Below are 14,128 nucleotides of genomic sequence, written 5' to 3'. Positions count from 1 at the left end.
TTTGCAAGTCTGCTTCCTCCCCCATCGAATGCGCCGTCACCCGACGAGCACCAGGAGTTCCCGTCCATGCACCCCGCGACCCGACACAGTTTCAGAACCGCGATGACGACCGTCGCGCTCGGTGCCCTGATGGCCGGGAGCGCTCTGGCTCAGAGCGCGCGGGACACCCCGGTCCTTCTCGATCAGGTCATGGTGCAGGCCGACGGCGCAGCGCCGCCGCTCGGTGTCGGCGGAACGGTGACGACGCAGACGACCACCCGCGAGACGATCGAGAACCGGGTGATCGAGGACATCGAGGACATCGACCGGGTGGAAGCGGGCGTCAGCTTCGATCGCGCCGCGCGCTCGATCAATATCCGGGGGCTGGCCGGCCCGCGCGTGCTGACCACGATCGACGGCATCCGCGTGCCCTATCTCTTCGACGTGACCCGCGGCGCGGTGGGCGGGCCGGACGCCTTCGACTTCAACACGCTCTCGGCCTTCGACCTGACGCGCGGCGCAGATCCGCTGCTCGGCTCGGGCGCCCTCGGCGGCGTTCTCGCCCTCGATACCCTCGACCCGGAAGACCTCATCTACGACGACCGCAAGACCGGCTTCCTGACCAAGAGCGGCTACGATTCGGCCGATGACAGCTGGTTCAATTCCAGTGCCGCCGCCTTCCGCTTCGGCGACACCTATATTCTCGCGCAGGGCGGCTATCGCGGCGGCAACGAGGTGGAGACCCAGGGCGAGCGGGACACCTTCGGTGCGACGCGCACGGCACCCAATCCGCTCGACTACGAACAGTATAACGGTCTGGCCAAGATCCATCACTATCTGGACGGCGGGCACCGCTTCAGCCTCGCCGGCGAGATCTTCCACCGCGAGAACGAGATCGACCAGAGGACGTCCCAGAGCGTCCCGGACCCTCGTGTCCGGGGATCGGGCAATTATCGGCCGGGCGACTACACGGCCCGCGACGAGGTGGAGCGCCGGCGCATCTCCCTCGGCTACGACTACGAGGCAGCCGAGCCCGGTGCCGGATGGGTCGATCTCGCCTCCGCGACCCTCTACTGGCAGACCGTGGAACGCCTCGATCGCATCGACGCCGTCCGCTCGGCGACGGTCGTCGGTCCCTTCCGGCGCGAGAACGCCATCGAGGAGGAGACGTTCGGCCTCAACGCCCACGCCTCGCGCAGCTTCGAGGCCGGCGTCTTCAGCCATCTCCTCACCTTCGGCACCGAGATGCGGACCTCGACCAGCGAGCAATATGCGAGCGGCGAGGATGCGTGCGCCCTGAGGCGGCGGCAGGACAGCTTCTCCTGCCGGTTCTTGAAGACCAATCAGGCCGATACGCCGAAGATCGAGGGTCATGCGATCGGCCTCTTCGCCGAGGACGAGATCGGGCTGATGGACGGGCGACTGCGGGTGACGCCGGGCCTGCGCTTCGACTGGTTCGAGGAGAAGCCCGAACTCACGGCGCAGTTCGAGCGCAACGAGGACTTCGACGGCACATTGCCGCCATCGGCCTCCGACACGGAGCTGTCGCCGAAGATCACCGTCGCCTACGACCTCGTGCCGGGCCTCACGGCCTATGCGAGCTATCTGGAAGGGTTCCGCGCGCCGACGGTGGGCGAACTCTATTCGCGTTTCGGAGGCGTCGGCACCTATCTGCGCACCGGCAATCCACGGCTCGAGGCCGAGACCAGCCGGGGCGTCGAGGCGGGCCTGAAGCTCGAGCGCGAGACCTATGGCGGTTATGTCAACGTCTTCCGCACGGACTACGACGACTTCATCGACACCGTGCAACTCGCCCCGCCGGGCGGCGAGTATCCGATCGGCGGCGTTTCGAGCTATGTCAACGTGCCGGAGGCCCGCATTTCCGGGGTGGAGGTCGGCGGACACGTGGAGTTCGCGCCGGGTTGGCTTGCGCGCGTATCGCTTGCCTATGCCGAGGGAGAGAACCGGACGGAGGGCGTCTATCTCGACAGCGTCGCACCGCTCAGCGCCCTTCTCGGCCTCGGCTACAGCGAGGAGAGCTGGGGCACGGAGCTCTCGGCCCAGCTCGCCGACAGGCGCGACAAGGTGGACGAAGGCTTCGAGGCGCCCGGCTACGGCGTTCTCGACCTCACCGCATGGTATGCGCCCAAGCAGCTCCCCGGCCTGAAGATCAGCGGCGGCGTCTTCAACATCCTCGACGAGACCTATTATGAAGCGGTGAGCGTCCCCGAGGTCCGCTCGCAGCCCGATCTCTTCTATTCGGAGCCGGGTCGCTCGTTCCGGATGAACGTCGCCTACGCATTCTAAGGGTGCCTGCATCGCGAGGACGGTTCCGAGCCCTGAACGGTTCGAACCGTCCTCGACTGTGACCGTCCGTCTGACGGCTCGCTTCGCAATATCGGCGAGATGCCCGAAGGCGGCCCCCATCTGCAGATCCGGCCCTGGAAGGTCCGATCCGGTTCCACCGCCCATTCATCAATCGGGTCAGAGCGCCAGCCTGCGGCGACCGGCGAAGATTTCGGTGTTCCGAAGGCATGCAAGACCGAGTGCCGCTTGCGGAACTCAGGCGCTGATGAGCGGAGTCCCGCTGGCATGGGACGCCCTGTTGCGATTGCAGCGACCCGGCGAAAATCCCGCGTCCAAGATCGGTCGATGACGCTTGTGCCATCACCGCCCCCATCAGGCTTATCCCCTCAGGGCAGGAATGCCGGTCAGACTCGTCGCGGATGAGAGATGCTCGGATCTTTGCCGCCGAGCATCACCTCAGAAGAGCGACACCGGAGCCCGGCCGGCCGGTGAAATGCCGGACGGGACCCCTACACCTCATTGAAGCGCTCACGCAGTTCGCAGCGTTCGATGACGGCAGCCAATGATCGCGCTCATCACCGACCCAAAGCCTTCGAGAGCGAGGCGATGACCCGATCCTGATCTTCCGCAGTCAATGCGGGGAACGATGGCAACGAGATGCCGCGCCGGGAGATGGTTCCAGCGACTTCGAGATCCGGGCGCGGGCCCTGGTCGTACATCGGCATCTCGTGGGCGCAATAGAAGACCGGCCGCGTCTCGACCCCATCGGCGGCCATGCCCGCCATGAGTTTTTCGCGGTCGGTATGCTCGGGGATCAGGACGGAAACGAGCCACTCGCTGCTGACGACACCCTCGTCCGGACGCTGGAACGAGACCGGCAGGTCGCTGGCAAGTTCGCGGTATCGCGCCGCGATCGCGCGTTTGCGCTCGAGGATCTGCGGCAGCCGCTCGGCCTGCGCCATGCCGATCGCCGCCTCGATGTTCGTCATGCGGTAGTTGAAGCCGAGCTCCTCGTGCCAGTAGCGCCGTGTCAGGCTCTGGCCCTGACCTTTGACCTTACGCAACCGCGCGGCGAGCGCGTCGTCCTTCGCAATCACCGCACCGCCTTCTCCGGTCGTGATCGTCTTGTTGCCGAAGAAGGAGAAGGTGCCGACGTCGCCGAAGCTGCCGGGATGGGCACCGTTCAGCGAAGAGCCGAGACATTCAGCGCAATCTTCCACCACCTTCAACCCGTGACGATCGGCGATCCGCATGATCTGCGGCATGTCGCAGATCGCGCCGTAGAGATGAACCGGCATGATGGCCCGAGTGCGCGGGGTGATCGCCGCTTCCACCTTCTCCGGATCGATCAGCCAGTCGCTTTCCCGGCTGTCGACGAAGACGGGTGTCGCGCCCGTCTGCGCGATCGCGTTGACCGAGGCGATATAGGTGAAGGTCGGTACGATGACCTCATCCCCCGGGCCGATGTCGAGGCAGTGAATCGCCAGATGCAACGCCACGGTCCCGTTGCAAAGGCTGATCGCGTTGCCGACGCCGGTGATCTGAGCGAGGGCGCTCTCGAACCGCTCGATATAGCTGCCGATCGAGGAGATCCACGAACTATCCATGCAGTCCAGCACATAGGCGCGCTCGTTGCCCGTGAGGTCGGGTTGATAGACGGGTATGCGGTTGGGGCTCGACATCAGGGTCTTCTCGGTTCGAAATGACTGGAATTGATCAGCGTCCGGTGTTGAAGGACTGCGCGAGGGGAATGACGATCCGTTCGAAATCCTCGCTTTGCGTCGTCACGCCGAGTCCACCCAACACCTTGCCCATCTCGCGCAACATGGCGATCCGGGGAGCAGCGCGTGTCGCGTTCTCCATCGCCGGCTCGAGGGCGTCGATATAGGAGGTGACGGAATTGACCTCCGCCACATAGGCCTGAGCGCGTTGGCCGATCTCGTCGGCGCGTTCAGGGTTCTCCATAAGTGCCGACAGGTGTCGGAGCACGTCCAGCGACTCGTTGCCGGGCGTGCAGCGCATGACTGCTTCGGGGGCCACCTCGCCGTAGGCTCCGTGATTGGAAACCAGGGTCGGTCGCCCCGAGCGCATCGCGGTGATCAGGGACGCCGAACCCGCTTCCAGGACCGGATAACGCAGGCAGGAGATCACATGGACCTGCGACATCTCGCGCCGCAACTCCTCGGCTGTCAGCCAACCCGTGAATGTCGGCGAACGCACGCCCAGCTGTTGGGCCAGCTTTGTCAGATGCTGCTTCTCGCTTTCCTCGCAATGTCCGAAGAGACGATATTCGCAACGCTCGGCAAGAAGCGAGTCGCTCGCAAGCGCGTAGAGAACTTCCTCGACCCGCTTGTTCCGGTTGACGTGGCCGACCGTCGCGATCACGATCCGATCGGACCACGGCGGCGGTGGCGGAATCTCTTCGTCCGGCATCGACAGGGGGTGGACGGTCACGCCGCCGGGACAATACCGTTCGAGTTCACCTTTCCAGAAGTGAGAGTGCGTGAAGCACCCCGCGGCCATGCCGGCGAGCCAGCCCGTCATCGGCCGCTGCTTGGCCATATCGTCGAGGGGCAGCCAGAAGCCCTCCTCGTTCCCGAAATCGCCTCCATAGACCGAGCGGGCCAGAAGCGTCGGGCAAGTCGGCAGATCGAGGCAATCACGTGACCAGGGATCGGCAAGATGGGCGATCAACCCGTCATGGAAGATCGCGAGCATCGGGAATTCATCCATGACACGTGGGAGCGCGCCGTGGAAGGGAAAATGATTGCCGACATTGCTGACAACATGGTCGAACTGCCATCGAAGGACATGGGGATCGACGTCCGAAAGCGCGACCACCTCTCCATCGTAGGGAAGATTCTCGAGTTCCAGGCCCGAACCGGCTTCGGTGCGGAAGATCGTCACCTCATGCCCGCGCCGCCGCAGTTCCGCGACGAGGTGGGCGCTGAACATGGCGATGGCGGATTGAATGTTCCACGGCGTCAGCCAGGCTATCCTGTTGGTCATGAGAGCAGCCTCGACAGAACCTTCGACCAGGACAAATCAAGTTCTTCCAGTCGTTCGCGTGCGTTCAGGCCCAGTTCCCGGCTCGTTTCGGGCTCGGCAATGGCCCTTTCCATCGAAGCCCCGATCGCCTCGGGCGTCGGCTCGCTGACGAAGCCGGTCTCGTTGTCCCGTACGATGGACAGAACGCCGCCGGTGTCGTCGGCGGTCACGACCGGCTTCGATGCCTGAAACGCTTCGAGCGTCACATAGCCGACACTGTCCTCCTGAAAGGGAATGTAGGCGACCGCGGTGGACCGATTTACGAGATCGGCAATCTCCGTCCGTTCCAGAAAACGCAAGTCCAGGGTCAAACGGTCGGCAACTCCGTGGGCTTCGGCAAGTGCAATCAGGCGTGCCTGCGTCTCGCCGTCTTCCACCGGTCCTGCCACCACCAAGCGAACGCTTGGGGCGTGACGCAGCGCCCTGATCAGCAGTGACTGGCGCTTCCCGTCGTTGACCCTGCCTCCGGCGAAGATGTAGCCCTCCGCCGGTCGGCACGAAAAGAGCTCCGGATCGTTCAGCGGCGCGGAAAGCTCCTCCGCATCGAGGCCGTTGTACCGTTTCAGGCGTTTGCGCGCTTCAGCAATCGCAAACAGGCGGTGGGCGCCCGTGAACGCCTGTTCGTCGGCCGTCCGGATCGCTCGACGGAGGGTCTCGCCCTCTTCGTTTGGCGGGATGTCGGTCTGGCCGGCATCGTAGAGATCGTAGGCCTGCCGATACTGGTGCAGGAGCCAGACCACCTTGCAAGGGTGCTCGACGAGATAGGCGGGGTATTTCAGCGCGATGACCCGATCCACATTGGCGACGCGCAACTGCTTGGCGATCAGCATCTCATCGTAGAGCCGCCCATAGGGCGTCCAGGTAAAGGGAATGCGCACGGCTTCGGCTTCGTGACCGGCCGCGCGAAGCTGGCGGATCAGATGGACGGTCAGTTCCTCCGCTCCACCGTGGACGAAGGGAACGCGGTTGGACAGGACGAGAACCTTCACGACGTCAACCTCGCGACGACGGTGTCCCAGTCGATGCCCAATTCGGCGACGTTGCGCTCTGCGGCCTCGCCCATGGCCTCGGTTCCCCGACGGTCGACGAAAAGGCGATCGAAGGCGACCGCGATGGCTTCAGGTGTGGGATCGGCGACGAGCCCGGTCTGCCCGTCGCGGACGAACTCGGCAACGCCGCCGCCATCGCTGAGAACGAGTGTCGGGCGTGCCGCATGCGCTGCCTCGAGAACCGGATAGCCGTAGGAGTCCTCGTCGAAGGGAGCATAGGCAGCAGCCAGACTTTCCGACAGGAACTGCACCTTCTCTTCTTCGGATATCCAACGATGGTCGATCGTAACCTTGTCCTCCAGTCCGTGTTCGCGCACGATATCCGTCAGTCGCGCATAGTAGATCGGATCGGAACTGAGGCCGCACAGACGCAGACGAACCGGCGTCCGGGTATGCCGCATCGCCTCGACCAGGAGATGCTGGCGCTTGTGGGCCGTCAGACGACACACGGAGACGATCTCGTCGCCGAAAGTTCCGCGACGGAAAAGGCCGGGTTCGAACAGCGGCGGATAGAGGACCTCGCTGTCCAGACCGTTGAACGCCTTCAGGCGACCCGATACCGTTTTGGAGTTGGTGAACAATCGATGCGCCTCGCCGAGTGCCAGAGTGTCGGCCTGACGGACCGCATCGCGCAAGGCACGATAGGGGGCGTTATCCGGCATGCGATGATACTGGTGTTCATCCCACAGATCGTAGAACGCACGAATGTGGTGAATGAACCAGCAAACCTTGCGACGATGCCGGACCATATGAGCCGGCGGACGGAACGTGATGACACGATCGAAGTAGCGATCGAGTTCGATCATCTGGAACGCTGCCATCTGCGACAGCAGCGAATGCGGCTCCTCGGTGCTGGGAATATAGATCGTCTCGACAGCGAAGCCTCGCTCACGGAGCTTGATCTCGAGCCAGTCCACGATGAACCGATACCCGCCGTGAATCATCGGCACGCAGGATGAGATCAGGGCGATCCGTTCTTCCTGCATAAGGTTAGACTCCCTTCATCGGTTTTGCAGGAACACCGATGGCACGGATGCCGTCAGACAGATCCGACACGACCGCTGCACCCGCACCCACCACGACGTCCGATCCGATCCTGATCTCGGGGCGCACGCTCGTTCCCACGCCGAGAAAGCTTCGAGCGCCGACAACGACGCCGCCCGCCAAAGCACAACCGGGGGCGACATGGCAACAGGCGCCGAGCCGCACGTCATGGTCGGCGACGGCTCCGGTGTTCAGGATCGCATCCTCGTCGAGAAGGGCCTCGGTTCCCAGCACTGCTCGGGCCATGACGAGCGAGCCCGCTCTGCGCTCCGCGCTCGGTGAGATCTCGGCCGAGGGGTGGGCAAGGCAGGGGCGCGTGAAGTCCATCTCGGCAAGGCGGTTGGCAACGCGCTGGCGGACGGCGTTGGCGCCGAGCGCGACGAATGCGTGAGAGATGCCGTTCGCGCGCAGATCGGCGAGCGCTCCGTCGTCGCCCAGAACCTTCACGCCGAGGATGCGATCGCTCGGCGGTGCAGGATCGAGGAGACCGACGATGTTGAAGCGACCTGCGGCACGCACGAGCTCGATGACGACGCGGGCATGGCCCCCCGCTCCTATGATGACGAGCGGGATCACGACGCGGCTTTGAGATCGGGCCAATGCGACAGATCGCGCCGGACCATCAGGATGTTGGCGGAATAGATGCCTTCCAGCGCTTCGGACGAGGCCTCTCTCAAAGACCCGTCGCGCTCGTCGATAATCCAGAGCGCAAAGCCGTGCGATTGGAACTCCGCCAACCAGTCCTGAGGACGGACCCCGATCCGTTCCAGATGCGAAGGGCCGTACTCGGCGACGAGCGCAATATCGGGCGAGCGCGAGAGGATACCGTTCATCCCGCGCAGCACCTCCAGTTCCAGACCTTCCACGTCGATTTTCACGAGAGCGGGCGATTGCTCTGACGGCACCAGGCGATCGAGGGTCGAGACTTCCACATCGATACCGTTACGCTCGTCGCTGCCGTCGGGCTCGAGTTCGGCCAAGGAGTTGAAAGAAGAATTGGTACCCAGATGCAGCCTTGCCGTGGCTTCACTCGAGCCGACGGCGACGGGCTTCAGATCGACCCGGGTCTCAAGGCCGTTGACGGCGATCGTGTTGCGCAGCGCGCTGATACAGGCCGGCGTCGGTTCGCAGGCGATCAATCGACCGTCCGGCCCCACTCTTTCGGCCATGGGCAGGAGGAGCGATCCGACATTGGCCCCGACATCCACGACGAGATCCCCCGGTTTCAGGATCGCGCGAATGACCGCCACCGTGCCGGGCTCGAGGGCGTCGCCCGTCTCACCGATGCCCGTGATGATCGGATGGTCGGAGACGGGTACGAAGAGCCATCCAAACGACGTACGTACGAGAACTTCGTCGCCCAGCGGAATGATGCGTGATCGTATCAGATGTTCCGCATATGCGATTTGAGTGGTCTGACGTTCGGAGATGGTCCGAAGGAGTCCGGAGACCTCCTCGACTTTGTGAGACAGACTTGCAGCCTTGGGTGAATTCGTCTGTTCGGCCGCCGACAATGCGGTCAGGAGCTTGCGGTTAGCGAACACCAGAGAGCGCAGCTCTTCGGAAACGAGCTCTTGCTTATCCGAACGGGCGAGAAGATTTTCGACGAGCTCCGTCTGGCGGTTCAGCTGTTCCGTCTGCCGGTGAAGGCCAGCCTTGAGGTCATGCAGAATCGCGGACGTCTCGACTGCATGCGCGAGGCGCAATTGGAAGCGATGGAGAAACGGAAGGGCAAAAGGGCGTGCGAGCCTTATCAGGCGGCGCTTTGCCCGATGAAGCAGACCCGTACGCGTCTGCACTTCGGATGGAGCATCCGGCGCCGGCGCCTCCGACACAGGGGAGGGGGGCGCATCCGGCGGGATGGTCGTATCGGCATGCTCGGCAGCTCGCGCGGTCGCGGCAAGTTCCCCGACCTGGCGTCGGAACTGGGCGGACGCCAGTCCGCTGCGAACCGCTGAGAGTTCGTCGATCGCTGCAGGCGTCTTATCCGATCCCTTGACGTCCATTTTATCCTGCTCTCGAAGTGGTGGTGGTCTCAGCTCTTGCGAACCAGGATTCTGCTTCTGCTCGCAGCCGGAATGCCTGGCCAGGCAAAACGGACCAGAACGGCGCGTCCGCGTCGTGACCGTCTGGTTTCAGCCGAACTGGCCGTTCCGGACGTGCCCGCATCGTCTCTCTCGGAAAAGGCATGCACTCATTCCCGAGAATGATCAATCGGCGTTGGGCCGCTCTCCGGAGGATGCGGTTTACCGAACGTCATAACCGGTCGGCGCGTCCTCGTCTTCAGGGCGGCCAAGCCGAATTCCCGTCTCACGAGAAAGCGTCCGCAGACGAAGTTGCTGACGGTCGTGACGACGATCGCGAAGATGATGGAATATCTCGGCGGCATGCCCAAGCGCGACAGGATATCGATGGTCGCGAGCCCGACGAAGAAGACGATCAGATATGTCGCAGCCAAGGCAAGGCGATTGCGAAGCTGCGTGTTCTTCTGAGCGAAGACGCGACTGGGATAGAAAACCATCACGAATGCGAGCCCGCACAACCAGGCCAGTCCGTAGGCGAGTGACGGACTGACGAGAAACAGGGCCAATTGGTAGATGAGAAAGGTCAGAAGGGTGTTCAGCCCTCCGGCGACCAAAAATCGCAATGCGTCCGCGCCGAGCGAAGCGCGAGACAGCAGCGTGCGGAAGGTGAGCCATTTCGCGATTGCGAGCCTCATTGGCGGTCTTCACATCGATCGAGGAGACGTCAGCGCCGTCCGCTCGGACGAAGCCGGAACAGCGGTCGGCAAGACATATCGGTTCCTCGCCCTCTTACGGCGAAAATGGCGAGGCGGCTGAACGGCTTCTTTGCGCCCCGCACGTATTCACGCTCGATCGTCATGCGAGCAGTCGTTTTGCCGCATCGGGCGCGTAATCGGCCAGTGTCTTGTCGTACATATCCCGCGCGAATGGGTCCGCACCCGCGTCCAGCAGTCGCCGGAAGGTGTCCGTATCGCCGGTGCGCAGATAGGCGTCTTTGGCGTACATCAGGGGCGTCGTTCCCTTTGGATTGGGACGGTTTGGATCGGCGCCAGCATCGAGCATGGCGGAAACGATCTCTGCTTGGCCGGCATAAGCGGCGAGAATAAGGGGCGTCCAACCTTCACGAGAAAGTTCGCACAAAAGGCTGGGCTGGGCACTGATGAGGACCCGGCACCGCTCTGCGTCGCCATCCGCGATCGCTTTGCGCAAGGTGTCGAACCGATCGATGACGGCGACGCAGTCGTAATCGATGCTGGCAAACCGTATCTCGTCCTTCGATCGCTCCACGATCGTGCCGGGCCGGACGGTCGAGCGCCTTCGATCGATGATGATCTGCGAGATCGCCTCGCCGAACATCTGCGGCAGTTGATAGGCCCGATGATGAAACGCATTGACCTGGCGCTGAATGCGGAAGGCCGTCTGGTTCAGATCGATGACAAGGGCGGCGTAGTCGATCGATGCCTTCGAATAATAGGTCGATCCCTTCGCGGGCTGGCTTCGGGACGTCTCCGAGCCGGCCACCAGGTCTTGGAGATTGCTGGAGATGAGATCCGTGCCGACCTCGAGATATCTGAGGTAGAGTTCACTGCAGCGCAGGTCGTCCTCGATCGCGATCGCTCGCTGGTCGACGATGTCACCCGTGTCGATTCCGCGATCGATGCGATGGAGCGTGCAGCCCGTCGCCTCATCGCCGTTCAGGATCGGGTGGCAGGAGGTGTACATCCCCTTGTAGGCCGGCAGCATCGAAAAATGGATATTGAAGAGACGCGTCGTTGCGAAGCGTGCCGGATCGATTAGACGATCGAATTCCACGGACAGGAACAAGAGCTCTTCCATGCCGTAGACGGCATCGAAACCGACCAGAGTCACATCCGGTTGAGCCTCTGCGTAACGGCGAAACGAAGGCTGCCAGCCGTCCTGGCCATCGTCGGTGCGGTTGGCAACCGCGAACAGGGTCGTGCCAGCCGGAACGGCGGCGCGAACCCGTCGCAGCACGTCGATCGCGATCCGGTTCTTGCCGGCAATGCAGACCGCCTTCGGATCGCTCATCCGGCTGCCCCGGCTCGCCCGCGCGCGGCCACCGCTGCGCGATACTCCTCATAGTCGTGAATGTAGTCGGCCGCGTCGTAGAGATGGGATGCCGCGACCAGAAGGACCGCTCCCTCGGAGTAGTCGCGTTGCGTTCCCCAGGTCATCGCGGGAAGATGGACGCCCATTCCGGGATCGTCGAGGAGAACGTCCCATGCATGCGTCCCGTCTCCCACGATGATCTTCACTGAACCCGCGGCAGCGATCAGAAATTGCTGGCAGACGATATGCGCATGTTCCCCGCGCGAAAGGCCTTCGCCGACGCCGAACACCATGAAGATGCGACTGGGAGAAAACGGCAGTCCGCGACCATCCTGCAACGGGATGAGACTGCCGCGCGCATCGTCGAACCGGGGAAGGCGAACGAGCGTCGCGGGGCCCACGGACTTCGAAGCGCCTGCCTCCGAGCCGAGGTCGTCGGTCGGCACGTGAATGGATTGATTCATCGGCAAGGCGTTAACTCTCTTTGAAGCCGCGCGAGGGCGTTCGAACAGCGTTCATGACGATGCTGAGAGGCCTTTGCTTCGTGTTTTCGAACGTTCGCCAGAGATAGCTCCCGACGACCCCCTGCACGAGAAGTATCGCCGAGGACGAAAACAGGATGAGGATCGCGAGGGCAGCGTAACCCGGAACGGAGATCAGGCCGACGAGGCGGCTGACGGCGATCACGAGCCCCAGAACGAAGCTCAGGGCACAACCGAGCACCCCAAACCACAGCACGAACAGAATGGGTAGATCCGAGAAAGAGAAGATGCTGTCCATCATGTATCGCATGCGACGTGAAAAGTTCCAGGCACTGGTCCCCTTCTGGCGCGCGCGTCGCTCGTAAGGCACGAAGCGGCGCCGATAGCCGACCCAGAAGAGCTGTGCGACCAGAGAGCTGTTGGGCTCGCGGAACTGAAGGACACTGTCGAGCACCGCGCGATTGCAGGCGAACATGTCGACCCCGCCTTGAGGGACGTCCTTGATCACGAGCTTGCGGTAGAGCCACCAGAACCCGTTCGACAGGGCATCCCGAAGGACCGAGTCGTGGCGGCCGGTCCGCTCGCCGAACACGACGTCCGCCTCCTGTGATTCAAGCACGGAAAAGAACGTCTCGATCAATTCGGGCGGCTCTTGGAGATCGGCAGCCATGACGGCCACGACATCGCTGGAGGCGAGTTCCATTCCAGTCCGGATCGCCGTGAACGCGCCGAAATTCCGGCTGTGGAAGGCAATGACCGACATGAAATCCATGCGTTCCCGCGCTTCGAGAAGAAGCGGTCCCGAGCGGTCCGGAGACCCGTCGACGACGAAGACGACCTCCATCCCTCCGACCCGGCCGTTCAGCTCGTTGAGTGCCGCGATCAGATCGTCGATGTTCTCCTCGTTGCGATAGACCGGTATGACCAGGGAGCGCAGCGCCGTCTCCCCGGCGCCTGCGCGATCGTCGTTCGTCACGTCCATGCCGACAGCACCCTGCAGACCGATCCGATCTCATCCTCGCGCATCGTCGGAAAGCATGGAAGGGTCAGGAGGCGTGGAAGGCTCTCGCGGCATACCACGAGGCCACCGGGCGCTTCACGGAACGGCAGGTTCTTCCAGGCCGGCTGATCGACGTCCAGGATCGGATAATGGATGTCCGTCGCCACCCCGGCATCCGTCATCGCTCGCCGCAGGCCCTCGCGATCCTCTGCGAGAACGACTGCGAGATGGGCGACGGTGTCGCCAGCCGGACGAACGGGACGGACAGTTTTGCCGGCAGCCTCGGAATAGCGATCGAGAATTGCGACCCGGCGCTCGTTCGCAGCGTCGAGGCCCGGAAGAAGGGCCATCAGGATAGCGGCCTGCACTTCGTCCATGCGCGAGTTGCGTCCGAAGGGATGCTCGATCTCGTATTTCGCCGTCCATCCGTATTGGCGAAGCCGGTCAACCGCCGTGGCGAGGTCCGCGTCGTTCGTGACGACACAGCCTGCATCACCGAACGCGCCGAGATTCTTGGTCGGATAGAAGCTGAAGGTGGCGATGGTTCCGAGGCTGCCCACCCGGCGCCCGTCGACGCGCGCCCCATGGGCCTGAGCACAGTCCTCGACGATAGCAACGTGCGAATGCCCTGCCGCGTCGAGGCGCTCGCGAAGACGGGGTACGTCCACAGCCCCGCCGTAGAGATGGGTGATCACGACACAGGCCGTCTCCACGCCAACACAGGACAGGACCGAGTCGATGGAAACGAGCTGGCTCGCCTCCTCGATATCCGCATAGACCGGTGTCAGTCCTGCGAGCCTGGCGGCGACGGCCGAATACCCGCCCGCATTCGCCACCGTGACGACCTCGCGGCCCTTTGGCGCGCGGACGGCGAGCAGCGCCCGGAACGCGATTTCCAGCGCGTCCGTACCGTTGGCGACGCCAATGCAGTGGGCCGCACCGACATAGCTGCCGAAGGCTTCGCAGAACGCCTTCGTGCGGGTTCCGTTCAGCCACCAACCCGACCGCATAGCCTCGAGCGCGGGAGCCATGACGTCATCGCCGAAATCCGTCGCGATGCGTTTGAGGTCGTTCAAGGGAACGTTGCTCACTTTACGATCTCCGAATCGTTCCTCGATGTATTCA

12 protein-coding genes are annotated in these 14,128 nt (G+C 63.3%); 1 reads left to right on the top strand and 11 read right to left on the bottom strand.

The window, feature by feature from the left end; all coding sequences use genetic code 11:
* The first annotated feature begins 102 nt into the window (after nt 1-102).
* Nucleotides 103-2,286 carry a TonB-dependent hemoglobin/transferrin/lactoferrin family receptor gene (locus DYI37_RS11670; RefSeq protein WP_158555159.1) on the top strand — a complete coding sequence of 728 codons (2,184 nt, stop codon included), beginning with the start codon at nt 103-105 and terminating at the stop codon, nt 2,284-2,286.
* Nucleotides 2,287-2,861: 575 nt separating this feature from the next.
* Here the strand turns inward: DYI37_RS11670 and DYI37_RS11665 are convergent.
* The 11 genes from DYI37_RS11665 to DYI37_RS11615 all read right to left on the bottom strand — a co-directional run bounded on the left by DYI37_RS11665 (nt 2,862) and on the right by DYI37_RS11615 (nt 14,079).
* Complete coding sequence (locus DYI37_RS11665) at nt 2,862-3,968, bottom strand: DegT/DnrJ/EryC1/StrS family aminotransferase (protein ID WP_116683385.1); 1,107 nt, start codon at nt 3,966-3,968, stop codon at nt 2,862-2,864.
* A 34-nt stretch (nt 3,969-4,002) separates the two neighbouring features.
* Nucleotides 4,003-5,295, bottom strand: coding sequence for a glycosyltransferase family 4 protein (locus DYI37_RS11660; protein ID WP_116683384.1), 1,293 nt, complete (start codon nt 5,293-5,295; stop codon nt 4,003-4,005).
* The gene (locus DYI37_RS11655; RefSeq protein ID WP_245413883.1) at nt 5,292-6,164 is read right to left on the bottom strand and encodes a glycosyltransferase family 4 protein; all 873 of its coding nucleotides are present in this window, start codon (nt 6,162-6,164) and stop codon (nt 5,292-5,294) included. The genes DYI37_RS11660 and DYI37_RS11655 overlap by 4 nt, the downstream gene beginning before the upstream one ends.
* Nucleotides 6,165-6,319: 155 nt before the next feature.
* Nucleotides 6,320-7,369 (bottom strand): glycosyltransferase family 4 protein, encoded by a 1,050-nt coding sequence (locus DYI37_RS11650; RefSeq protein ID WP_116683382.1) that lies wholly within the window; start codon nt 7,367-7,369, stop codon nt 6,320-6,322.
* A 4-nt stretch (nt 7,370-7,373) separates the two neighbouring features.
* Entirely contained in the window at nt 7,374-8,003 is a 630-nt protein-coding gene (locus DYI37_RS11645) for a NeuD/PglB/VioB family sugar acetyltransferase (protein ID WP_116683381.1), read from the bottom strand.
* Entirely contained in the window at nt 8,000-9,433 is a 1,434-nt protein-coding gene (locus tag DYI37_RS11640; protein WP_116683380.1) for an FkbM family methyltransferase, read from the bottom strand. Before DYI37_RS11640 ends, DYI37_RS11645 begins: the two co-directional genes overlap by 4 nt.
* Before the next feature lie 188 nt (nt 9,434-9,621).
* Nucleotides 9,622-10,146 carry a GtrA family protein gene (locus DYI37_RS11635; protein WP_116683379.1) on the bottom strand — a complete coding sequence of 175 codons (525 nt, stop codon included), beginning with the start codon at nt 10,144-10,146 and terminating at the stop codon, nt 9,622-9,624.
* Nucleotides 10,147-10,306: 160 nt separating this feature from the next.
* Nucleotides 10,307-11,500: a formyltransferase family protein gene (locus DYI37_RS11630; protein ID WP_116683378.1), complete on the bottom strand. Its 1,194-nt coding sequence runs from the start codon at nt 11,498-11,500 to the stop codon at nt 10,307-10,309.
* Nucleotides 11,497-11,985 carry a sugar 3,4-ketoisomerase gene (locus tag DYI37_RS11625; RefSeq protein WP_147307920.1) on the bottom strand — a complete coding sequence of 163 codons (489 nt, stop codon included), beginning with the start codon at nt 11,983-11,985 and terminating at the stop codon, nt 11,497-11,499. The genes DYI37_RS11630 and DYI37_RS11625 overlap by 4 nt, the downstream gene beginning before the upstream one ends.
* A 10-nt stretch (nt 11,986-11,995) precedes the next feature.
* Nucleotides 11,996-12,985 carry a glycosyltransferase family 2 protein gene (locus DYI37_RS11620; protein ID WP_116683376.1) on the bottom strand — a complete coding sequence of 330 codons (990 nt, stop codon included), beginning with the start codon at nt 12,983-12,985 and terminating at the stop codon, nt 11,996-11,998.
* Nucleotides 12,976-14,079 (bottom strand): DegT/DnrJ/EryC1/StrS family aminotransferase, encoded by a 1,104-nt coding sequence (locus DYI37_RS11615; protein ID WP_116683375.1) that lies wholly within the window; start codon nt 14,077-14,079, stop codon nt 12,976-12,978. The genes DYI37_RS11620 and DYI37_RS11615 overlap by 10 nt, the downstream gene beginning before the upstream one ends.
* Nucleotides 14,080-14,128: the final 49 nt, after the last annotated feature.

The sequence above is a fragment of the Fulvimarina endophytica genome, assembly GCF_003403015.1.
Taxonomy (GTDB): Bacteria; Pseudomonadota; Alphaproteobacteria; order Rhizobiales; family Rhizobiaceae; genus Fulvimarina; species Fulvimarina endophytica.
This window is presented reverse-complemented; position numbering and strand designations above follow the sequence as displayed.